This is a genomic window from Streptomyces sp. SCPE 10 (assembly GCF_051980735.1).
Taxonomy (GTDB): domain Bacteria; phylum Actinomycetota; class Actinomycetes; order Streptomycetales; family Streptomycetaceae; genus Streptomyces; species Streptomyces misionensis.
Genome location: NZ_CP197069.1, coordinates 1,139,091 through 1,161,457, shown reverse-complemented (window position 1 = coordinate 1,161,457; position 22,367 = coordinate 1,139,091). Strand labels below are relative to the sequence as shown.

Annotated in this window: 21 protein-coding genes; 14 read left to right on the top strand and 7 right to left on the bottom strand. The window is 70.5% G+C overall.

Annotated elements, in window-relative coordinates; genetic code table 11:
- Window positions 1–22 precede the first annotated feature (22 nt).
- From ACSP97_RS05440 to ACSP97_RS05425, 4 genes are all read left to right on the top strand, one after another.
- The gene (locus ACSP97_RS05440; RefSeq protein WP_440556539.1) at window positions 23–844 is read left to right on the top strand and encodes a thaumatin family protein; all 822 of its coding nucleotides are present in this window, start codon (window positions 23–25) and stop codon (window positions 842–844) included.
- Window positions 845–1,129: 285 nt separating this feature from the next.
- Window positions 1,130–1,849, top strand: coding sequence for a chitinase (locus ACSP97_RS05435; RefSeq protein WP_440556537.1), 720 nt, complete (start codon window positions 1,130–1,132; stop codon window positions 1,847–1,849).
- 10 nt (window positions 1,850–1,859) lie between these two features.
- On the top strand, window positions 1,860–2,714 hold the full coding sequence (locus ACSP97_RS05430; protein WP_440556535.1) for a glycoside hydrolase family protein: 855 nt from the start codon (window positions 1,860–1,862) through the stop codon (window positions 2,712–2,714).
- Between the two features lie 45 nt (window positions 2,715–2,759).
- A complete protein-coding gene (locus tag ACSP97_RS05425) occupies window positions 2,760–3,194 on the top strand; it encodes a septal ring lytic transglycosylase RlpA family protein (protein ID WP_355154909.1) in 435 nt (144 codons plus the stop codon).
- 209 nt (window positions 3,195–3,403) lie between these two features.
- On the opposite strand, the gene ACSP97_RS05420 is transcribed toward ACSP97_RS05425, so the two are convergent.
- Entirely contained in the window at window positions 3,404–4,039 is a 636-nt protein-coding gene (locus tag ACSP97_RS05420; protein WP_440556533.1) for a hypothetical protein, read from the bottom strand.
- A gap of 242 nt (window positions 4,040–4,281) precedes the next feature.
- Window positions 4,282–4,524: a hypothetical protein gene (locus tag ACSP97_RS05415; protein ID WP_355154912.1), complete on the bottom strand. Its 243-nt coding sequence runs from the start codon at window positions 4,522–4,524 to the stop codon at window positions 4,282–4,284.
- A 695-nt stretch (window positions 4,525–5,219) separates the two neighbouring features.
- Here ACSP97_RS05415 and ACSP97_RS05410 point away from each other — a divergent pair.
- From ACSP97_RS05410 to ACSP97_RS05380, 7 genes are all read left to right on the top strand, one after another.
- A complete protein-coding gene (locus ACSP97_RS05410; RefSeq protein WP_355528324.1) occupies window positions 5,220–6,401 on the top strand; it encodes an ROK family transcriptional regulator in 1,182 nt (393 codons plus the stop codon).
- 128 nt (window positions 6,402–6,529) lie between these two features.
- The gene (locus tag ACSP97_RS05405; RefSeq protein ID WP_440556530.1) at window positions 6,530–6,658 is read left to right on the top strand and encodes a hypothetical protein; all 129 of its coding nucleotides are present in this window, start codon (window positions 6,530–6,532) and stop codon (window positions 6,656–6,658) included.
- A 295-nt stretch (window positions 6,659–6,953) separates the two neighbouring features.
- Complete coding sequence (locus ACSP97_RS05400; protein ID WP_440556528.1) at window positions 6,954–11,186, top strand: FtsK/SpoIIIE domain-containing protein; 4,233 nt, start codon at window positions 6,954–6,956, stop codon at window positions 11,184–11,186.
- Between the two features lie 236 nt (window positions 11,187–11,422).
- Window positions 11,423–11,698: a hypothetical protein gene (locus ACSP97_RS05395; RefSeq protein ID WP_355154916.1), complete on the top strand. Its 276-nt coding sequence runs from the start codon at window positions 11,423–11,425 to the stop codon at window positions 11,696–11,698.
- Between the two features lie 33 nt (window positions 11,699–11,731).
- A complete protein-coding gene (locus ACSP97_RS05390; RefSeq protein WP_358674351.1) occupies window positions 11,732–13,285 on the top strand; it encodes a hypothetical protein in 1,554 nt (517 codons plus the stop codon).
- Between the two features lie 151 nt (window positions 13,286–13,436).
- Window positions 13,437–13,715, top strand: a complete 279-nt coding sequence (locus ACSP97_RS05385) for a hypothetical protein (RefSeq protein WP_355154918.1) — start codon at window positions 13,437–13,439, stop codon at window positions 13,713–13,715.
- Between the two features lie 60 nt (window positions 13,716–13,775).
- On the top strand, window positions 13,776–15,458 hold the full coding sequence (locus tag ACSP97_RS05380; RefSeq protein WP_440556525.1) for a protein kinase domain-containing protein: 1,683 nt from the start codon (window positions 13,776–13,778) through the stop codon (window positions 15,456–15,458).
- A gap of 37 nt (window positions 15,459–15,495) precedes the next feature.
- On the opposite strand, the gene ACSP97_RS05375 is transcribed toward ACSP97_RS05380, so the two are convergent.
- Window positions 15,496–16,407 (bottom strand): AraC family transcriptional regulator, encoded by a 912-nt coding sequence (locus tag ACSP97_RS05375; protein ID WP_440556523.1) that lies wholly within the window; start codon window positions 16,405–16,407, stop codon window positions 15,496–15,498.
- A gap of 530 nt (window positions 16,408–16,937) precedes the next feature.
- Here ACSP97_RS05375 and ACSP97_RS05370 point away from each other — a divergent pair.
- Window positions 16,938–17,885, top strand: coding sequence for a DUF2690 domain-containing protein (locus tag ACSP97_RS05370; RefSeq protein WP_440556521.1), 948 nt, complete (start codon window positions 16,938–16,940; stop codon window positions 17,883–17,885).
- On the opposite strand, the gene ACSP97_RS05365 is transcribed toward ACSP97_RS05370, so the two are convergent.
- Window positions 17,869–18,369, bottom strand: coding sequence for a peptidoglycan-binding domain-containing protein (locus ACSP97_RS05365; RefSeq protein ID WP_440556518.1), 501 nt, complete (start codon window positions 18,367–18,369; stop codon window positions 17,869–17,871). The genes ACSP97_RS05370 and ACSP97_RS05365 overlap by 17 nt on opposite strands.
- A gap of 142 nt (window positions 18,370–18,511) precedes the next feature.
- On the opposite strand from ACSP97_RS05365, the gene ACSP97_RS05360 reads away from it, so the two are divergent.
- Window positions 18,512–19,456: a helix-turn-helix domain-containing protein gene (locus ACSP97_RS05360; protein ID WP_355528312.1), complete on the top strand. Its 945-nt coding sequence runs from the start codon at window positions 18,512–18,514 to the stop codon at window positions 19,454–19,456.
- Window positions 19,457–19,676: 220 nt separating this feature from the next.
- Here ACSP97_RS05360 and ACSP97_RS05355 read toward each other — a convergent pair whose 3' ends face one another.
- A complete protein-coding gene (locus ACSP97_RS05355) occupies window positions 19,677–20,249 on the bottom strand; it encodes a TetR/AcrR family transcriptional regulator (RefSeq protein WP_355154930.1) in 573 nt (190 codons plus the stop codon).
- A gap of 144 nt (window positions 20,250–20,393) precedes the next feature.
- Between ACSP97_RS05355 and ACSP97_RS05350 the strand changes: the two genes are divergently transcribed.
- The gene (locus tag ACSP97_RS05350) at window positions 20,394–21,131 is read left to right on the top strand and encodes an SDR family oxidoreductase (protein WP_355154932.1); all 738 of its coding nucleotides are present in this window, start codon (window positions 20,394–20,396) and stop codon (window positions 21,129–21,131) included.
- Window positions 21,132–21,174: 43 nt separating this feature from the next.
- Here ACSP97_RS05350 and ACSP97_RS05345 read toward each other — a convergent pair whose 3' ends face one another.
- Together ACSP97_RS05345 and ACSP97_RS05340 are read right to left on the bottom strand one after the other, a co-directional pair.
- Window positions 21,175–21,585 carry an aromatic-ring hydroxylase C-terminal domain-containing protein gene (locus ACSP97_RS05345; protein ID WP_440556514.1) on the bottom strand — a complete coding sequence of 137 codons (411 nt, stop codon included), beginning with the start codon at window positions 21,583–21,585 and terminating at the stop codon, window positions 21,175–21,177.
- 132 nt (window positions 21,586–21,717) lie between these two features.
- The gene (locus tag ACSP97_RS05340; protein ID WP_355154936.1) at window positions 21,718–22,305 is read right to left on the bottom strand and encodes a TetR/AcrR family transcriptional regulator; all 588 of its coding nucleotides are present in this window, start codon (window positions 22,303–22,305) and stop codon (window positions 21,718–21,720) included.
- Window positions 22,306–22,367 lie beyond the last annotated feature (62 nt).

Sequence of the window (22,367 nt, the reverse complement as noted above, 5' to 3'; positions counted from 1 at the left end):
GCGATTACCGAGGGAGTACCAGGTGAAGAGAGTACGTGAGTTGCTTCTCGCGGCCGTGCTGTGTCTCATGCCGGCCGTCGTGTCCGCCGGAGCCGCGCATGCCGCCGTGGCCGGCGATTCCCGCACCGTGCCCGCCGCCGCCACCGTCGCCGCACCCGAGGCGAGTGCGGCCGTCGGCGCCCACACGGTGACGTTCGTCAACCGGTCCGGGAAGAAACTGTGGATCGGCAGCACCGTCAACAAGGGTGAGCCCGACGGAGATTCGAAGAGCCTGAAGGCGCTGCCCGTGCTCAAGCCCGGGCAGTCGGCGACCGTGACCATCCCGGAGGACAAGGCCCCCTACCACTGGCGCGGCAAGTTCTTCGCCCGCCAAGGGTGTTCGGGCACGTCGGGAAGCACGTTCCACTGTGCCATCGGCGACTGCGGAGTATTCGCCCAGCGCTGCGCGACGGGCGAACAGCCGGTCAGCCTCGCCGAGTTCAACTTCGACAAGAAGGACACGGCGGCACCCTGGTACGACGTCAGCTACGTCAACGCCTTCTCACTCCCGATCACCATCGCGCCCAAGGGAGCCGAGAAGGTCACCGAGAACGGCTCGTGCTCGCAGCAGGGCTGCCGGGAGGACCTGCTGCCTTACTGCCCGAAGGCCGACCGGCAGCACAACTCCGCCGGGAAGACCGTGCTGTGCGTGAACCCGAGCCGGGACGCCACCTCCGCCTACAGCGATGCCATCAAGAAGCACTGCCCCAAGGCCTACGCCTGGTCCAAGCAGGACCAGGAGACCGGCAACAAGACGATGCGGCAGTGCGCCAACTGCAAAGGCTTCGTCGTGACGTTCTGGTGATCCCATGGCCCCATGACCTCCTGCTCCACGAGCCGGCCGCCCCGCGAACACTCCCGCGGGGCGGCCGGCTCGTATGCGGTTCAGACGCGTCGGCTCAGGCACGTCGGTTTAGAGGCACGGGTTCAGAACTTCGCGCGTCGCGCTCGAACTCCCCGAGCAAGAAATGCGAGCAACAACTGCCGTTCCCGAAGCAATTTCTGAGCCCTTTCTCCGGGCGGCGGCAGGTAGCTTCTTCGTATCCGGGTTCCGATGGGCAACCCGCCTTTACTCCAAGGAGTTTCCCGTATGCGAAGGCTACGTGCCGTCTACGCCGTGCTCACCGCCGCATTGATAGCGATCTTCGCGGTCAATCTGAGCACCAACACTGCGTCCGCCGCGGAGCAAATCGGTGGATTCGTCGTCAGCAAGGCCCAGTACAACCAGATGTTCCCGCACCACAAGAAGCTCTACACCTACGATGGCCTGGTCAAGGCGATGAAGGCATTCCCGGCCTTCGCCCACACCGGCGACGCCGGGACCAAGAAGCGTGAGGCCGCGGCCTTCCTCGCGAACGTCAGCCACGAGACCAGCGGGCTGATCTACATCAACGAGCAGGACAAGGCCAACTGGCCGACCTACTGCCAGCAGGAGCCCTACGGCTGCCCGGCCGGCCAGTCCGCGTACCACGGCCGCGGCCCGCTCCAGATCAGCTGGAACTACAACTACAAGGCGGCCGGTGACGCGGTCCACATCGACCTGCTGAACCACCCGAACCTCGCGGCGACGAACCCCGTCGTGACCTGGAAGCTCGCGCTCTGGTACTGGATGACCCAGTCCGGCCCCGGCACCATGACGCCCCACCACGCGATGGTCACGGGCGGCGGCTTCGGCGAGACCATCCGCAGCATCAACGGCGCCGTCGAGTGCAACGGCGGCGACCCGGCCAAGATGCAGGACCGGGTCGCCCAGTACCAGAAGTTCACAAAGATGCTCCAGGTCGGCGCGGGCGCGCACCTCAGCTGCTGAGGGAGGCGTCATGCGGAAGGTACGCGTCCTCGCCCTGCCGTTCCTGCTCACGGCGGTGCTCGTGGCCGGCAGCCAGAGCGCCACGCCCACCGCGTTCGCGGCCGACGGCCATTCCGTTGCCGCCACCCCCGCGGCGAAGAAGAAGGGCATCAGCGCCTGGAAGTTCGACGGCGTCACCAAGGCGCTCGCCGACTCGAACTCCGGCTGGTTCTACACCTGGTCGTCGGGCAAGGGAGGAATCGAGCCGCCGCGCGGTGTCGAGTTCGTGCCCATGATCCATGACGCGGGCTCGGTGACGGACAAGGAGCTCGGCCTGGCCAAGAAGCAGGGCAAGAACCTGCTCGGCTTCAACGAGCCCGACAGGTCGGATCAGGCCCACATGACCGTGCAGCAGGCACTCGACCTGTGGCCCCGGCTTCAGTCGACCGGTCTGCGGCTCGGCGCCCCCGCCGTGGCCACCGGCGGCGATGTCGCCGGCGGCTGGCTGGACCAGTTCATGAAGGGCGCCGCCGCCCGCCACTACCAGGTCGACTTCATCCCCCTGCACTGGTACGGCGCGGACTTCGACGCCCAACGCGCGACGGGGCAGTTGCGCAGCTATCTCGAGGCCGTGCACAAGCGCTACAACAAGCCGATCTGGCTCACCGAATACGCCCTGATCGACTTCTCGTCCGGCACCCCGCGCTATCCGTCCAAGGCGCAACAGGCCGCATTCGTGAAGAAGTCGACGGACATGCTCCAGCACCTGGACTACGTCCGGCGCTACGCGTGGTTCACCCTCTCCACCGACCACGGCGACGGCACCGGCCTTTACCACGGTGCGACGGCCAACCGGGTGGGCGTCGCCTATCGCTCGGCGGGCTGAATACAAGACCGATCAGTCGAAATCACGAGAAACAGGGGAAGGAACATGAGCAAGCGGACCCTGCACGCCTCCATCGCGGCCGGCGCGGCCGTACTGACCGCGATGGTCGCCCTGGCTCCGGCGAGTTCCGCCGCGACCGCCTCCGCACAGGCTCAGAGGCCGACGTGCTGGGCGACGCACTACGGCCCGATACCCGCCGGCAGCACCACCGCCAACGGCGACATCTTCGACAACAGCAAGAACACCGCGGCGACTTCGCTCACCCGCAATCCCCAGCTGCCCTTCGGCACGCGGGTGCGGGTCACCAACGTGGCCAACGGCAAGTCCCTGGTCGTGCGCATCAACGACCGCGGCACGTTCAAACACACGAAGGCGGAACCCAAGTGCCTGGACCTGACCGACGGCGCCTTCAGGCGGCTCGGCGGGAGCCTCAATCCCGACGCCGGTCACATCGTCGTCCGGCAGAAGGTGCTGAAGTGACCCCCTGAGAGAGACGGGGTGACCGGCGGCCGGAGCGGCTGACGTCCCCGTGCCACGGAACGAGCGCCCGGGCTGCCCCCGCAGCCCGGGCGCTTCGTGATCCGGGTGCCGCCGGAGCAGAGCGGGGGCGCCGAGGGCGGTGCCGGTATCGCCGAGTCCGGAGGCATAGTGGCCTCAAGGAGAAACAGGGCCCCTTGAGACCCCTGACGTCATGACGGCGTTTGCGGCTTGAGCGTCTGATTGCCGCTGTTGACGTCGTTGTTGCCGACGTACCACTTCCCGTTGATCTTGTTGGCCTTCGCTTTGAACGTGAAGGTCTTCGGGTCCACATTGTGCGAGTGGGACAGCAAGATCGCCCGCAGCGACTGCCCGTCAATCATGACCTTGGCCGCCGGGACGACCGCCTCGTTGCCCTGGGGGGTAGGCACGTTGACCTTCACCCTCGGCCGGCCGGAGGCGTTCCGCGGTGTGAATGCCTTGCTCATGGCCTCCAGGCCGACGGCCATCCGCTGCGTAGTCGCCGCGCTGCACATCTGCGGGGTCGCGGCCGTCGGCGGAGCCGAGCCGTTGCCCGAGACGGAGGAGAGCAGGCAGACCCGCTTCGCGTCCTTCTGGATGACCGCGTCCACCCAGGCGCCGACTGCGGAGGACACCGTGGACTGGTCGTCCGCCTGTGCGCCGGAGCCGCCGTCCGACGACGCGCCGGACTCGTCCGATGCGGGCGTGGAGGGGGAGGGGCCGCTGCTGTCGTGCGAGGCGGAAGAGGGGCGCGAGTGCGAATCGCCTGAGCACGCCGCCAGGAGCGGCGCCGCCGCCAGCAAGGTGGCCGCCGCGGCCCAGCCCATGACCCTCCTGCCGGACTCTGGTCGTGCCATGACTTTCTACTTCCTTACGCGTGGGGAGGTCCTGGTCGGCTTTTTGCGACACGTTCTCCTTCGAGTGGCCGACGCGCAGTCGAGAGCCGAACGGTTACGCAAAACGCCAAGCTTTTCCACGAAGGTGTGGTGCGCCGGGCTCGGCGATCACCACACCTCCCGGAAGGGCAGCCGGCCCTCTTGCGCGAGGGCCGGCAGTTGTACGGGGAAGGTCAGTTGGCGTAGTACGGGGTCAGCTCGTAGGTCTTGCCGCCCTGGTTCTCCATACAGGCAAAGCCCACGATCTTACCGGACTTCTTCAAAGCATTGCCCCAGCGGATGCACTCCTGAAGGTTTCCGTTCCCCTTGATGTCCGCGCCCTGCCGGGGCGCCGCCTGAGCAACGCCGGCAGCGACGCCGGAGAACGCCAAGATGCTGGCGCCGACGACTACGGCCTTCTTCAAGGTCTTGCGCATTGTTCGCTCTCTTTCGTCGGAGGGGCTCCTGCGCCGGAAGGCGCACGGCCCCTGGATGGGGGTCGGATGCAGGCCACCGCACAATTCCGCCGGACGGCCCGGAGCCGCGATGGCGTGGGCCCGGCAAGTGCGACGTACGTGAACGCCTCGCACCCGGTGTGGCCGCGCGTCTCGACCGCGCAAAGCCGGTGCGCACCGGGGATTCCCGGGGCATTTGCATTTGATCACATCGGCAACTGCGCTCCCAAGGCTCGCCAAGCCCCTGTGACACGCCTATGACAAACCATGGAAGAGGAAACCACTCAACACCGATGTCGTCCAACTGATGTCCAGTCATCTCGGCTCTGGAGCGACAAATCTGTGGCATCAAGAGGAATTCGGGTGATGTTGTGCGCAGGCGCGTGCGGTGCGCGGCGGGAACGGCGGACAGCGACCGTTTCCGGGAGCTCCTGATCGAGGAGGTACGACTGATCTCGGAGACGGGACCACCTCCGACCCGGGACGACATCGCTTTCGGCCGGTGGTTCCCGCTGCGGGGTGGGCGGTCGCGTCATCCGTCCCGTACCCGACCGGCCGCCAACATCACAGGGCCACAGAATTTCCACAAAGACACCCCTTAACTTCTCGCGCCACAGGCGACGGATCACCTCCGGCCTGCCTCACGACAACCGCACTGAAAGAGGGGCGCCTTCGCCATGCCGACCGAGACGACACCGGCCTCCACCGCACACGAGGCCCTGGTGCTGCGCCTGCTGCGCGACCACGGTCCGCTGACCCGAGGAGAGTTAGGGGCCCTGAGCGGCCTGTCCCGTACCACGCTCTACGACGCCGTCGGAGCGCTCATGGACAACGGTGCCGTCCTCGCCTCGGTGCCGGAGGCATCCCGGCGCAAGCGGGGCCGGCCGGCGGAGGTGCTGACCCTGAACCCCGGGGCAGGCCGGCTGTTCGGTATCGAGTTCGCGCGCCGGGCGGTGCGGGTGGCCGCGATGGACGGGACGCACGCGATAGTCGGCACGACGGGCGAACCGCACGGTCCCGACCTCCCATGGCAGACCCGCATCGACCTCGCGTGGCGGCTGGCGGACCAGCTGACGGGCGGAACGCTGCGGCCGGGCGCTCTGAACGGCATCGGCATCGGAGTGGTCGGACCGGTCGGACCGTCGGGGCACCGGCCGCAGTGGACTCCTTGGCACGACGCCGTGGCGGCGCGTGTGCGCGAACGCTTCGGCGCACCGGTACTGGTGGACAACAACACCCGGCTGGCCACGCTCGCCGAGACGGTCTGGGGAGCCGCCGCGGGCGAACGGAACGTGCTGTACCTGCGGTTGTCGCACGGGGTCGGCGGCGGCCTGGTGATGGCCGGCACCCTGCACCGCGGCGCCGACGGCCGCTCCGGAATGTTCGGCCACATCAGCGTGGACCCCGACGGCGCGCTCTGCGAGTGCGGCGCGGTCGGATGCCTGGAGACCGTGGCATCGATCGGGGCGGTGCTCGACGCCTGCCGCACCGCGGGATGCGCGGTGGCGGGGATGCCGGAGCTGCTGACCGCGCTGGAGTCCGGTGACGAGATCGCCCATGCGGTGCTGTCGAAGGTGGGCGCGCACGTCGGGAGGGTTTTGGCCGACGTGAGTCACGCCGTCGGACCGGACGTGATCGTCATCGGCGGTGAGTTGGTCGACACGGGTCGGGCCCTGATGGCGCCGATCGAGCGCGTGCTCAACACGCGTGTCGCGTGCGGCTCGTACGGGGTGCCTCGAGTGATCCCGACCGGACTCGGCGCGCCCGGCACCGCTCTCGGGGCCATCGCCCTGCTCCGACGGCACTCGGATCGTGAAGGACCAGGGCTGCGGGATGCGGCCCCGGCGCTCATGCCGTGAACCGGGGGCCAAGGGCTTGCGGATCATCAAGGTGTTGCTTCCCGTCCCGTGGCTCGTTGGCGTCGTATGCGCATCCCCGCAGGGGCGTGTTCGTACGGCCATCCAGAAAAGCCAACCTCCGGACCCGGATGCCAAGTTCCGCTGTACTCAACGGGCAGGCCCGCCAGCACCGGGAGGCCGGCCAGCCGGTGATCAGCGTGGACACCGACGCGATCCCGGACGACCCGCAGTCAGGCGAACGGTTCCGGGCCGAGTGAGTTGCGGGCGCCGGAGTGACCGCCGATCTGTCGACAGCCGTCGACGACCGCGGCTTGCCCGACATCGGCCCGCCCGACGGCGGGGCGTCATCGACACAGAACGCAAAGCCGTTCCTGTCGTCACAGCAACCGGCTGAAGACCGGTCACCGGCCCGGGGCCGGGGGAGTCCTACCGGGCCGAGGCGTCGCTGTTGCGTGCACGGTCAACCGGTGTGCACGCGGTGCCGATGCGCTCCCCGGAGAGCCGCGGAAGGCTGGACGCCCGTCATCCGGACCGGTGAGGAGAAGGCGCGCAGTGCGGATCGTCTGTGTCGACGGTGGACGCGAGTGGGACGCGGAGGTGCACTTCGGACGCCCGGACGCCACCCTCGCCGATCTGGCCACGGCCGTGGGGCTGTCAGGCCACGTGCTCGCCGTGGACGGCCGGGTGATGCCCCCGGAGACGATGGTGAACGAGTCCGGTCTCGTGCACGGGTCGCGGGTTGCCGGCGCCCGTGGCCCTGTGGTCGGCGGACTGCGGAAGCCGGCGGTCATCCTGCGGCTGGTCGGCGGTCTGGAGGCGGGCCGCAGTGTCCCGCTGGCGGTGGGCCGCACGGTCCTCGGGCGTGGAGCGGAAGCGGATGTCCGCGTAGTGGCCACGGGTGTTTCGCGGCTCCACGCCGCATTCGACGTCCTGTCCGACGGCCGGGTCACCGTCACCGACCTCGGCTCGGCGAACGGCACCGACGTCGACGGCACGAGGATCCGCGAGACGGTCCCCGTCCATGCCGACGACCTGGTGTCGCTCGGCGGAGAACTGCTTGTCCGGGTACTGCCCGCGGACCGGCTCGGCCCGGTGCAGCGGATCAACGCCGTCCGCGAGGCCGGGCCCGGTGGGACGCTGCCGTTCAACCGCCCGCCGCGGGGCGGGCGCCCGGGCGGTGCGGCGCCGATCGTGGTCCCCGCGCCGCCGGCTCGTACGCACAAGGCCCCTTTCAGCGTCGCGGCCCTGCTCGGCCCGCTGGCCATGGCCGCCGCGACCGTTCTGCTGACCGGTGACCCGCGCTACGCGGCCATCGCGGCACTGACCCCGCTGATGTTCCTGGCCAACTTCACCGAGGAACGCCTACGCGGCAGGACCGCGCTGCGCCGGGGGAGCCGTGACTACACCGCACGGCTGGCGGAGTTCGAGACGGCGGTGGAACGCGCGCACACCGAAGAGGTACGGTCCCGCCGCGCGGCCCACCCCGATCCGGCCGAGGTGCTCTACCGGGCGACCGCCCCAGGGACCGCGCTGTGGGAGCGGCGTCCGGCCGCGGACGACTTCCTCCAACTCGTGGTCGGAACGGCCGACCTGCCCTGGGACCCGCCGTTGGAGCAGGGCTCCGCCGAGCCGGCACCGGAACCCGCGGCCGTACTCGCGCGCAGGTCCGTACTGCCGCAGGTGCCCGTGGTGGTGGGTGTCTCGGCGGGTGAGGCCGTGGGCTTCGAGGGCAACCGGAAGGCGTGCCTCGCCGTCGCCCGGTCCCTGCTGTGCCAGGCCGTGGTGGGCAGCGGGCCCGCGGACGTCACGGTCGCGGTGTTCACCGACGCCGACCGGCTCGCCGACTGGGACTGGACCAAGTGGCTGCCGCACGGAGCCGACGTACGATCCGGGACGACACGGCTGGTGGCGGTCGGTCCGGAACAGGCCGACACGCTGGCCCAGCACCTGCTCGCCACGGGGCCGCCCGCGCAGGCCGCGGCCGGTCGGCCGACCGCAGGCCCGGTGCTCCTCGTGGTCGTGGACGGCGCCACCCTGCTGGAGGGCCGCCCCAACCGGCTGCGGGACCTGATCGCGGGCACCTCCGTACGCTGCGGGGCGCTGGTGCTGACCACCCGCCTGCCCGCGCTGTGCACCTCCGTGGTCACCGCCTCGCCCGAGGGCACCGGACAGGTCCGTGACGTGGCCCTGGGCACCACCGTGGAGCGGGTGCTGCTCGACGGCGTTCCGTTGGCCGAAGCACGCGACACCGCGCGGGCGCTGGCCCGCTTCGAGGACCCGGAACTGCGGATCGAGGGCGCCGGACTGCCCGACCGGATCTCTCTGCTTCCCCTGCTGGACCTGGAGAGCGTGGACGGCGGCGCGGTGGCCGACCACTGGAGGAAACGGGTGCCCGAGCTCCGGGTCCGGGCGGTGCTGGGCGTCACGGAACGTGACCTGTTCAGCATCGACCTCGATGACGACGGTCCCCACGCGCTCATCGCCGGGACGACCGGTTCCGGCAAGAGCGAACTGCTGCGCACACTCATCGCGAGCATGGCGGTCGACGCCGACCCGGAACACCTCACCCTCGCGCTGATCGACTACAAGGGCGGCGGCGCGCTGGACGAATGCGCCACCCTGCCGCACACCGTCGGGCTGGTCACCGACCTCGACGAGCAGCTCAGCGAACGCGCCCTGCGCTGCCTGGAGGCCGAACTGCACCACCGCGAACGGCTGTTGCGCGAGACGGGCCTGAGCCACGTACGCGACTACCAGCGGCTGCGGGACACCGGGCGGACCGAACTGGAACCGATGCCGCGGCTGGCCGTGGTCATCGACGAGTTCGCCACCCTGGTCAAGGCGCTCCCGGACTTCGTGGACGCCCTCGTCGGCATCGCGCAGCGCGGCCGCAGCCTGGGCGTGCACCTGATCATGGCGACGCAGCGGCCCGCCGGCTCCGTCAACGACGCGATCAAGAACAACGTGAAGCTGCGCATCGCGCTCCGGCTGGAATCCACCGGCGACTCGCAGGACGTCATCGACAATCCGGCCGCCGCCGCGATCGGCAGCCGGCAGTGGGGCCGCGCCTTCTACCGGCTCAGCGCTCGTGAAGTCGTCCCGGTGCAGACCGCGCTGTCCACCGGTGTCACCCCGGAGACAGCCGTCACGGCCCCGGCGACCGCGGCCCCTTTCCTGCTGGCACTGCCCGTCGCCGAGTCGGGTGCGGCGGAATCCGACGGGGCGACCGACCTGCAGCGGCTTGTCGCGGCCGCCGAAGAGGCGGCAGAGCTGGCCGGTATCGCCGAGCCGCGCCGCCCCTGGCCCGACCCCCTGCCCGCTGTCGTACGCGTCGCCGATCTGCCGCCCGTCGCGGAACGCGGTCTGCAGACGGAGGCCCCCGGCCTCCCCACATACGCCCTCGCCGATGACCCCGAGCGGCAGCGGCAGTACCCGGTCGGCTGGGATCCCGCGGCGGGAAACGTCCTATTCTACGGCGGCGGCGGTTCCGGGACGTCCACCGCCCTGGCCGCCCTCGCCCTGGCCGTCGCCGGCGCCGAGCCGCCCGAGCGGTGCCACATCTTCGCCCTCGACATGGGTGCGGGCGACCTGGCGCCGCTGGCCGGCCTGCCGCACACCGGGGCCCACATCGGGCCGACCGAACGCGAGCGGCAGGTCCGCCTCATCCGGTTGCTGCGCCGGGAACTCGACGAGCGCAAGGCGCGCGGCGTCGCGGCGTCCGGCCAGGGGGCATCGGCCCCGGACTGGCTGGTGCTCCTGGACAACCTCGGTGCGCTGCTGTCGGACTTCGACAAGGACATCGCCGGGATGAACCTCATCGACGAACTGGCCCGGGTCTACGCGGACGGGCCGGCCGTCGGCATCCGCTTCGCCGTCACCGCCGACCGGTCCGGCGCGGTGCCGTCCCCATGGGCGGCACTGACCCAGCAGAAACTGCTGATGCGCATGGCCGACCCCGGCGAGTACGGCTACTTCGACGTGCCGCGCGGCGCCGTCCCCACCTACGTCCCCGGGCGCGCGCTGGTGGCCGCGACGCGCCAGGTGATACAGATCGGCCTGCCCGCCGAAGACCTCGGTGCCGCGGTGGCCGCCTGCGCCGCTCGCCGGCCCGGCGCGGTCCGCACGGCCCCACGGATCGGCCTGCTGCCCACCGACGTTCCGCTGAACGCGCTGCCCGCCGCAGCGGTCACCGCCGAGCCGTGGCAGCTGCCCGTCGGCCTGGACGCCGACACCCTCGGCGGTACGGCCCTGCAACTGTACGAGCAGGACCACGCGCTGATCGCCGGGCCGCAGCGCTCCGGCCGGTCCGCCACCCTGTGCACGATCGCCCGCCAGGTGGCCGCCGCGGCGACCCCGCCGCCCGTGGTCGCGTTCGCGCCACGCCGCTCGCCGCTGCGCGAACTGCCCGGGCTGACCGCGCTCGTCACCGAATACGTCAACCTCGAAGCGGCACTCGCCCCGCACACGGGCCCCGCCCTCCTCCTCGTCGACGACGCGGACACGGTCGAGGACGACCTCGGAGTCCTGGACCGCTGGCTGTCCGCCGCCAGGCCCGGACACCACCTCGTCGCCGCCGGCCGCGCCGACGCCCTGCGCCGCACCTACGGCCACTGGACCCAGCACGCCCGCGACAGCCGCTGCGGCATCCTGCTCGCACCCGACCACGACCTCGACGGCGACCTGCTCGGCACCACCCTGCCCCGGCACGACCGCCTGGCACCCCTCCCGGGGCGGGGCTACCTGGTCACGGAGGGCATGGCCGGCGGCGTGCAGGTGGCGCACTGACGGTTGCTGCGCGCAGTGTCTACGGATGTGCGTGCGAGATCAATGACAGCTGGGGTGCGACGCGAGGAAAGTGCAGTTCAAGGCGCGTGTCGCGCAGTGGAGTGCGGGGGAGCGCCGTCGTGGCTGACGGGGATCTGCGGAGTCGAGGACAGCGACCCGTGCGAGGGCGCCGGCCTTCCGCCCCGGGCCGGCGCGACAAGAACGTCACGACCGAACCAGCCAAAGGGAACGAACGGATGGGATCTACGGAGGCCGAAGCGGCCGACTGGCTCGAACGTCAGCTGACCCAGCTCGCCGCCAAGCTGGAGGGGCTGATCCACCTGCGCACCACCAAGCGCCAGGCGTTGCTCGGCGATCCGGGCAGTGACAACTGGTCAGGCAAAAAAAGGCACGGGTTCGAGAGCGACTTCCGCACCCAGCAGAACGCACTGAAGGCTCTGCGGCAGACAGCCTTGTCCCTGCGGGGAACCGTGCACGATGCCCGGGAAAAGGCTCTGAAAGACAACAACTAGCGCGAGGATGCCCTTTCCATGGTGTCAGCTTCCATGGTGTCAGCCATTCCCGAAAACCTCATCAAGTACTCCGCGGCCTGTACCTGGGCCGCCCAGGATTTGCAGAACTGGGTCCGCGGTGTGCTGCGGCCCGCCCTGCAGGCGTACCAGAACGCCGGCCACCCGGGCATCGAGCTGGACGCCGAGGTCGCGGCGATGATCTCCAAGGCGTACTACACCGACCGGGATGTCCACGCCGTCGCCCTGGCGTTCCAGCAGACCCAGCACGCCACGCTGGGCGGCCATGGGGTCGTCAGCGCGAAGGAGTCGGACGTGATGGCGGCCTACAACCTCCTTCAGCAGCAGAACCAGGCGAGGATGAAGGCCGGTGCTGCGCTCGCCGCCAAGCTCATGGCGCTTCAGCCGCCCAGCGACGACAACCGGCTGGGATCGAGTCCCGAGGCGGCCAAGCCGATCCTGCAGGAGCTGGCCAAGCACACCGACGACCCGTACTTCTGCGCCGGGTTCTACAACGCCCTGGATGCCCCGCACTTGGACACCGCACTCGCCGTCGGCGGCATCCCCGCCCTGGTCAGCGCCTACTCCAGCGGTGCTGTCAGCGCGCAGACGACCCGACTGGTGGCTATGCGCCTGGCGGCTCCCGCGGGCCATGGCGGCCCCGGGGCCCCGGGGTTCCCCTGGAGCCACATCAGCAGCGGGCAGAAGGCGCAACTCCTGGACGCCCTGGCCGCCAACCCCTCAGCCTCGTACTTCCTGGCGAAGTCCCTGAACTCCCACGAGATCCGCGAGATCTTCTACGGCGACCGGCAGTACAGCCCCAAGGTGATGACGATTCTGACCATCGGGATGAGAGGGGAGCACTCGCCGCAGGACGCCCGGGACTTGATGCACAAGGTGTCGCTGGGTCTGTTCGGGGAGGGCGCGCCGACCCTGACGAACAGCGAGTGGAAGCACCTGGCGGGCGCGGTGAACAACTTCTACGCGTACGGCGTGCTGCACGGCGTCGAGCCGCCGACCGACTTCACCAGGCGGGGACTGGAGGAATGGCAGCGCATCACGGGAGCGAACACCGGTGAGGATGTCGCGTTGTTCCTGAAGGCGCTCAACACGGCGAATCCGGACAACGAGCTGATCAAGAGCATGGTCCAGGGCGGTTACGTGAACGTGGCGTTCATGCTGATCCCGGCGGAGGGCGCGGCGGCCACGGCGGCGCTGGGAGCCCTGCAGAGCGCCTACTCCGCGGTCGACCCGGGCATGAAGCTGCTCGACAAGGTCTTTCCGGCCGGTGACCATCCCAGCGCGTACGCGGTGAACCGCAAGCTCGCCGCGGGCGCGTTCACCCAGACCCTCGGGCTGCTGGGCGCGCAGGGTCAGGTCCACGACCCCCGGGGGAACGTCGTCCACTTCACCGGCGACGCGGCGCACGACCAGACATACATCACCCGCATGCTCAACCACCCGGACGACTACACCGTCGGCAAGGACAAGGTCACCGTCAACGAATTGCTCGATGCGTTCGGGCGTACGGAAAAGGACGATCCGCTTGCCGCCCTCGGTGACGACCGCTACAAGCCGTCGTACGGCTGAAATGCCGAGCTCGCAGAGAGACGGACACGAGCGCCGAGATCTTGTCCGACTTGCGCCGACCGCCATGAGGCGTGCGCTGTGGATCAATGACGGTCACGGGCCGGGGGCCGACAATTTCTGAAGAGCCGAAGACCTGCTGAAGGAGAAGGAAATGGCGACGGTAAAGTCCACCGACCTGGCGCATCAGGAAGCCGCGAAGATGCTGAGCCTCATCACCAGCCAGCTCCCCGGTCTCATTGGGCAACTCAACAGTCATGGACAGACTTTGAGTGACCCGAACAACTGGGACGGCCCGCTGGCGCAGAGGTTCAGGGGCGAGGTGTGGCCGCAGGCCAAGGGTGACCTGGACAAGATGAGGGCCTCGCTGGAGCACCTGCAGCAGCAGGTGCAGAAGATCCTCACCAACATCTCGCACGCGGGCGGCGCGTAAGAGCCGCCAAGGGCACCCGAAGAGGTCGCGAAAAGGACCGAAGAGGACCAAGGACGCCGCATGCCCGAGACCAACCCCGCCGCCTCTGGTGCCGGTCAGCCGTCCGCGGAGGAAATGTCCGCGGACGACCTGGCGCTGCTCGGCGCCCAACAGCTGCGCCGGACCGACCCGCCGGACATCGGCCCCTACCGGGTCCTCGCCCGACTGGGTGGTGGGGGGATGGGCCGGCTGTACCTCGGCCGGGAGGCGGACGCCGAGGGGGCGTACGGGGCGCACTCCCTCGTCGCGGTGAAGGTGATCCGCTCGGAGTACGCCGAGGACGAGCGGTTCCGCCGTCGCTTCGAGCGTGAGATCGAGGCCGTACGCCGGGTGCACGGGACGTACACCGCCGAGCTGCTCGACTCCGGTTACGACCGCGACGAACTGCTGTGGATGGCCACGGCCTACGTGCCCGGGCTCAGCCTGGGCGAGGCCGTCGAGCGGTACGGGCCGCTGCCCGCGCCGGTCGTGTGGCGGCTGGCGTACGAGATCGGGCAGGCGCTCACCGCGATCGCCGCCGTGGGCATCGTCCACCGCGACCTCAAACCGTCCAACGTCCTGCTGGGGCCGGACGGTGCGCGCATCATCGACTTCGGGGTGGCGCACACCGCCGACGCCAGTTCGCTCACCATGACCGGTCAGCAGCTGGGCACCCCGGCCTTCATGTCTCCGGAACAGGCGGACGGCCGCGAAGTGCGCACGGCCTCGGACGTGTTCTCCCTCGGCTCGGTCCTCGCCGCCGCGGTCACCGGCTCGGCCCCCTTCGGCGAGGGCACTACCGGCGACGTCGTCCACCGGATCATCTACGCGCCGCCGAACGAGCGGGTGATCGCCGAGGCCGCCCGGCACGATCCCGGACTCGCCGAACTGATCGGTCGATGCCTGGTCAAGGACCCGCGGCGGCGGCCGAGCCCGCAGGACGTCGTCGAGGCCGCGCGGGGGCATGTCACCGACGGGCAGTGGCCTGACGCGATCAGCAAGACCGTCGCCGCACGGGCGGCCTGGCGCGGAACCGCCGTGGTGGTGCCGCCCATGGACCAGTTGACGATCCTGCGCCGCACGAAACCCGAGGAGCCGGCGAAGGAGGTGACCGGGCGACGCCGATGGCCGCTGGTGGCGGGTGCGGCGGCAGCGGTCGCGATCACGGGAGCGGCAGTCGCCCTGGGGGCCTCCGGGGGAGACGCCGCCCGCCAGACGGCCGCGCCCACGCCCGCAGGGGCACACGCCTCCACCACCATCACGAACTCGCCGCACACCGAACCGCCCTCGCCACGGCAGCGGCCGCGGCCCAGGGCGGCGGTCACCGCGACGGTCACGGCTCCGGCGCCCCCGGGAAACCAGCCGCCCGGCGGCGTTCCCGTCCCTGCCCGGCCGCCGCAACCGTACGATCCCCCGCCGGCCACGCGGCCCCACGCTCCCGCTCCGACCACGAAGCACGCCCCGCCGCCGGCCACACCCGCCAAGCCCTGGAAGTCCTGCACGTACTACTCCGGTACCGCTCTCACGGTCTACGGCCAGAAGGGCTCCCGCGTGAAGGAAGTCCAGTGCATCCTCAAGGCCCGCGGCTACAACGTCGGCCCCAGCGGGGTGGACGGCATCTTCGGCGACGACACGCTGACCGAGGTCAAGAGGTTCCAGAGCGGGCACCACCTCCAGGTCGACGGCCAGGTGGGAGTCAAGACCTGGGCGGCGCTCCGGTCGTGACCGACGCGCCGCCCGCGCCTGACCGGCCGGTGTCCCGTCACGACCGCAGCCGCTGCCTGCGGTACGCGCCGGGCGTGACCCCGTACACCGACTTGAACGTCCGGTTGAACACGGCCGGGTCGCGGAAGCCCCAGCGCCTGGCGATCTCGCACACGCTGCGCCGCGCCTCGGTCGGGTCGGACAGCTCGGCCCGGCAGTGTTCCAGGCGGCGTTCGCGCAGGTATGCGCCGACCGTGCGTCCGTTCCGCTGGAAGAGGTGGTGCAGATAGCGCAGCGAGATGTGGTTGGCGGCGGCGATGGAGGCGAGCGACAGGTCGAAGTCGTGCAGATGGTGCTCGATGTACGTCTTGATGCCGCGCAACAGCAGGTCGGATGCGGACGCGGTGGGCTGGGCGCAGGTGGGCAGCGGTTCGGCCGGACCCGGTTCGGTCCGGCCGCCCTGAAGCAGTGCGGTCTCGCTTTCGAGGAAGGCCGTCGCGAGGTTGACGGCGGCGGTGCCCAGCCAGGCGGTGTGCCGTTCCTCGGCGGAAGGCACGTTCGTGGCCAGCCCGAGGACGAAGGACGCGAGGAGGGCCGCCGGGCCCGACCCGGTCGACACGGGACGCCCGGCCACGGTGCGCAGCGCTTCGCCGGGCAGCGGTACGGCCTCTTCGGGCAGGTGAAGGACCAGCGCGCGGACCGGGCAGGAGCCGGCGGACGTGCCGGCGTGGAGCCGTAACGGCTCGGCGGCCTCCCACAACACCACGCTGCCGGACTCCAGCCGCACGAGCCGCCGGTCGCGGCCGAGGACCAGGGGCCCGCGGGGCGCGAAGACCAGGTGCCAGGTCAGCGGTCGGCCGTCGGCGTACCGGTCTCCTGTCTCCTCGACGGCCGGCGGGGCGGGCAGGTTGAGCAGCGACAGCTGTACAGGCCCCACGTCGATTCGGTCGCGGGCCGTCGGGTCGGGCACGATCCTCCGTGCCGGAACCTGAAGCCCGCCGGGCAAGGCGGCTGCCGGTGCTTCCGGGCGGTCGGCGGCGGCACGGTACCGTCGCCCGGCGCTCGCGCCCGGCCTTCTCGTGGCAGGCGGCCTACTGCGCCTGCCGGTGGTGGTCGACGTGGTGTCCGCGATCTCCAACTCGTCCGTACCGGGCGAGTTGCCGTGAGCCGTCATGCCGGAATTCCCTCGTAGCGTGCGTGAGTGGCGTGCGCACCCGCGGCGGCCGGACCGGAAGTCCGCGTGGGCAGGGTGCTTCGTGCGGGGCGTTTCGTGTGCCGCCGCAGGGTCCCCCTCCCAGGGCGGCCGGGAATGCCGGCCGGGGCCGTCACGCAGGTGCCTTCCCGAGTCTGGAGCGGGCGGACGGCTGGGGCCAGAGCCGCCCGCCAGTTGCCTCGATTCTGGGACGGAAGGCCCTCTGACCTGCGAAGGCGCCCGATGGACGGGGTGCGGGACGGGACACCTGTGGGATAGTGGACGCTCCGGGGGAAGGGGGCGCCGTCGTGGGACGCTGGCAGCCGCTGCGGGGCGACCTGCCCGCCGAGGTGGCCCGGCTGGTGCGGGAGTTGCGCCAGTACGTGGACCGGTGCGAGATGAACACCATGACCGTCGCCGTTAAGACCGGTTACAGCCGTAGTTCCTGGCTGCGCTACCTCAACGGGCGGAGACTGCCCCCATGGGCGGCGGTCGCCGAGCTGGGACGACTGGCGCAGGCCGACGCCCAGCCCCTGCGGGTGCTGTGGGAGTCGGCGGCCCACGCCTGGACCGGGGAGCGCCCGGCCGAGGACACCGGCCCGGCACCCGCACCACTGCGTCCGGCGGCTGACGCACGGAACCCGGATGTCCCGGACTCCGCGCGTACCGGCCCCACGCCGGCCGCGGATCGGGCCCTCCCGCGCGGCTTCCGGCCGCCACCCGCAGGCGTACTGGCCGCTGTCGCCGCTTGCTCGCTGCTGGCCATCTCGCTGCTGGTCGTCCTGCTGCTCGCCCGGCCATGGGACGGCTGGACCAGCGGGACGGAGGCCGACCGCCCGCCGGCCGGCGCTCCTTCGGGAGCGCCGGCCTGGCCGTGGCCCTTGCACAGCGCGGCTGACGGGACGGCCGCAGGGTGCCGGGCGGCCGGCTGCCGGGGCCTGGATCCCTACCGCGAGAGGTGTGACCGGGACAGTGTCGTCGTCCACCGGCTGCGCGCGTACGGCCGCGTCCTGACGCTTCAGTACAGCCCCGCCTGCCGGGCAAGCTGGGCGGAGGTCGACACCGCGGCTGCGACGGCAGGATTGCGGATCGCCACAACGGGCGGTGACCAGCAGACGGCCACCGGCGGCGGGGCGTACACGGCGATGGTGGCGAGCGGGCCGGGCGCGGCACGTGCCACGGTCGTCGTCCGCGGCCGGCAACTCGGCGTCGCGCAGTACGACAGCTGGATCGACGCCGTCAGCGGCAGCGTGTGAGGGTGACGGCGTCCGTGCGCAGCCGGTGGAACCGCCCGGCGTCATAGACCTCGTAGACGCCGTCCGGTGTCCGGCGCAACGGGAGGCCGTAGCGTTCGCCCTGGTAGACCATCCACTGGCCGACGGGGACGATACGCTCCGCTGCCGCACCCCAGGTGGCCGGACCGACGATCCCGTCCGCGGACAGGTGGTGATTGCTCTGCCAGACGCGGGTGGCCTCGGCCGTCGCCTGGTCGAACGTGCAGGTGACCGAGGAGCGTGCCGAATATCCGTCGGCCCACAGCACGCTCTGCCACAGGCCGATCAGGTCGCTGCGCGGGATGTGGCCGACCGTCAACTGCTGTGCGGCGCCGAGCCCGGCGGCGACGAGCACGCCGTCACGCCGGTCGCGGGGTTGCTGGGTCCGCGGGGCCCCGGACCCCGCGCACACCACCGCCAGAATCAGTACGCACAGCGCGGCGCGCGCCGTCGTCCCTTCGCCCATGGCACCGTCTCACCGTCGTGCGGTCAACTACTCTCTATGCGGGCCTAGTTGTGCAATATCAGCGGTTCCGCGATCGCCCGCGTAGATACAGTAGGGAAGGAAAGCGACGATCCCCAGAGAGCACTGGGCCCGGAGGGCGTACGTGACTGACTGGAAGCCGTTACCCGGCGGCCTCGCCTCGGACGTCCGGCATCTGGTCGCCGAACTGCGCACCTTGAAGGACCGAGCCGGGCTGAGCCTGGCCGTCCTCGGCGGCCGCACTCCGTACAGCAAGTCCTCCTGGGAACGCTATCTCAACGGCAAGGCACTGCCGCCGCAGCACGCGGTGATCTCCCTCGGGAAGCTGGCCGACGCCGATCCCGCCCGGCTCGTGGCGCTGTGGGAACTGGCGAACAGGGCCTGGCACGACCACAAGGCCGATGGCGCGGACGGAGCCCGCGATGCCGACGACGTGCACGACCGGCCGTCCGAGGAATCCACTCCCTCCACGAAGCACGCTCCCGCCACGCGGACCGAGGAGCCACCGTCCGTGAGCCGTCGGTTCGGCCGACGGCAGCTGATCCGGACGGTGGTCGCCCTGGCCGCCGCCGTCGGCCTGTCCGTCTCCCTGTACGCGGCCTTCGGCCGGCATCCGGGCGCGCACACCGACCGGGACGGCACCGCGAGCACGGACGCGGCGAGGAGGCAACTCGACGTGAACTGCTTCGCGGCCGGCTGTACCGGGAAGAACCCCGGGCAGACCGGCTGTGGCGGCGACGCGTGGACCGCCGCCCTGTACAAGGTCGCCGGGGTCTATGTGGAGCTGCGCTACAGCGATGCCTGCAAGGCCGCCTGGTCCCGTATCAGCTGGGGACACCCCGGCGACATCGCCCGGGTCGTCGGAGAGGGGGGCCGGACCTACCAGAACAAGGTCCACTACGACACCGACACGTTCAGCGCTATGGTCGCCGCACCGAGCCCCTCGACGGCCAAGGCGTGTGTCCTGCTCACCTCCGGGGTCCACGCCTGCACCGCCCCGGGCGGCACTCAGCACCTCACCGAGCCCCCGAACCCGCCCACCACCTCCGTGACGGTCGGCCCGGGGTGACGCTCCGGCGGACGTGACCTGCGCACTCGTTTGACGCTCCGGGGTCCCGGGAGACGGCCAGAAGCGTCGAGAGAGGCTGCCTGACCCGTGGTTGAAACCGCGCCTGCACCGGTAGGAGCGGATCTTCGCGGACGAGTAGCCCTTGTCGGACCGGGGTCGGACCGCCTCCAAGTACCACTTGATCACCGATGGATTCGGCACCCCGCTCGCGGCCGGGTCCTCACGGGCGGACCGTGAGGCCGTCCAGGGTGAGGTCGAGCAGGCGCTCCGCTTGCTGTCGGTGTTCAGCACCCGCCGAGGTGAGGGCGATGCCTTCCAGGGCAGCGCCGATGTCGGTGGGCTGGATATCAGTGCGGATCACCCCGGCGGCCGTGCAAGCGTCCATGAGCGAGGTAATGGCGGCCTGGATCATTTCCCGGCTCTGACCATAGGGATTGCCTCCCGTCGCCGCGATGGCCCGCAGGGCGTCGATCATGCCGTACTTGGCGGTGACGTAGTCCAGGAACAGGCGTGTCCACGCGCGCAGGGCCTCTGCCGGCGGCTTCTGCGCAAGGAGGGCGGGGACGGCATCGCACAGGTGGGCCACCTCGTTGCGGTAGACCGCCTCGATCAGGGCCTCCCGGGTGGGGAAGTTGCGGTACAGGGTCGCACTGCCCACGCCTGCCTCCTTGGCGATGCGTTCCAGGTGCGCATCCAGCCCCTCCGCCGTGAAGATGCGCGCAGCGGCCGTAAGGATCTTCTCCCTGTTCCGCCGTGCGTCAGCCCGCAGCGGCCGAAGCGTTCCGTCGGTCATCCGTGCTCAACACCCCTCTTCGAAAGCCTCCGTACTTGCTAACCGGAGGCGCCCCCAGTTACGGTGAAGCTAACCGGGGGCGCCTCCGTTTTTACTGTAGGTCACCGCACTGGCCTGCGCGCACCCCAGGAAAGGAAGCCGATCATGTCGGGCATCCAGGGTAAAGTCATCGCGATCACAGGTGCCAGCAGCGGCATCGGAGAGGCGACCGCGGCCTACCTCGCCGCAAAGGGCGCCCAGCTCGTACTCGGAGCCCGGCGCGAGGACCGGCTGAACGCCGTCGTGGACGGCATCACGGCGAAGGACGGCACCGCCACCGGCGTCGTCGTCGACGTCACGCGCCGCGAAGACCTCCGGCGCCTGACGGACACGGCCCTCAACCAGTACGGTCGACTCGACGTCCTCGTCTCCAACGCAGGCACGATGGCCGTCTCGCCGTTCGACGACCTGCGCCAGGATGACTGGGACGCCATGGTCTCCACCCACATCACCGGCCTGCTCAACGGCATCGGAGCGGCTCTGCCCATCTTCCGCCGGCAGCGCTTCGGACACTTCGTCAACGTCGCCTCCACTGCGGCCTACGTCGTCAAGACCCCCCAGGCGGTCTACGCGGCCACCAAAACGGCGGTGAAGGTGCTGACCGAGGGCCTACGCCAGGAGTCGGGACCCGACCTGCGCGTCACACTCGTCTCACCCGGCTTCACGCATACCGAAGGCGTGGGCAAGGGAGGCAGCCCTGAAGCCGCGGCCGCGCTGATCCAGCAGCGGGACGAGATCGCCATGCCGCCTTCGGCGATTGCCTCCGCCATCGGCTACGCCATCGAACAACCCGACGGCGTCGATGTCAGCGAGATCGTCGTCCGCCCCACCGTGCAAGCCTGATAGCCCCGAGTCGGGCTACTCGAAACCGCCCCTGAGCGGCGGATCAGCCCGGCGTTACCGCACCCTCTGGCACTCCGGACCACTCCTCCAGCGCTTCCGTCAACCCGATCGACGCCTGTGCCCCCGCGTCGACCGCCCAGGCCGTCAAGCCGTCCGGACGGACGAGGACCGCCGCCAGTTCCGGGCGGGACGAGCAGCCGGCCGTCAGGGCGTCGACGCATCCGGCGTACCCCGCGGCGAGGACCCGGAGCTCCGGGGCGTCGGTGAAGTCGGGCAGGAGCGCCCGAGTGCTGGTACCAGCTCCTGGAGGGCGCGCGCCGCGAGCGAGGCGGCCGTTGAACTCTTCGTCGTACTCGGGCGGGCGCGTCCAGGGATTGCGACGTTCCCGTACCCGACGACCGCAGCCCGGGACCGACCCGGACGCCGGGCCCGCCTGTCGAGGACGCCCCGCCAAGCGCCGCCGCGAAGCCGGTCCGGATCGGTACGCCCGCTGCTCGGCCGCCCAGCGGGAACTCCGGTCCCTGATCGAGGCGCTGGAGCGCGCCGGGTGCAAGCGTGCCTGCTCCGAGAAGATCGGATACGCGCCTCAGCCGTGGTCCCGCACCGCCGCGAGGCACTGGTCGTAGAGGTCGGCCAGGTCGAGCCGTCCGTCGTGTCCGGCCCAGAGTTCGGTTGCCGTGTCGATGCAGGCGAAGACCGTCGCGACGATCGCCTTGGCCTGCGTGTCGGGAGCCGGGCGGCCGGGGCCGTTGCCCAGCCGCGCCCGGACGACGGGGACGAGTTCGGCCTGCCAGCGCAGTCGCTTCTCGATGTAGCGGGCATGCAGCGAGGGCGTGTCGAAGATGAGGCGGGACAGTTCCAGCGCACGCTCAGGGGGGTGGTTGGCGGTCAGAATGGCCTCGAAACCGGCGCGCAGGGCATCCCAGGCGGACATCTCGGCCGGTTGCTGCTCGACGGTCCGTTTCAGCAGCTCGCCCAGCGCCTCCTGGTCGCCGCAGACCAGGTCCTCCTTGGTGCCGAAGTAGCGGAACAGGGAACGCTGCGAGATCCCCGCCTCCCGCGCGATCTGCGCGATCGTCGTCTGCTCGTAGCCCTGCTCGGCGAACAGGCGCACCGCCGTATCCAGGATCGCCTGGACGGCGACCTGCCGCGAACGGTCCCACAAGGTCGTCATGGACGTCAGGGTACCCCTCTGGACAGCGACCGCCTACTTGGCATTAACTGCCAGGAAGGCAG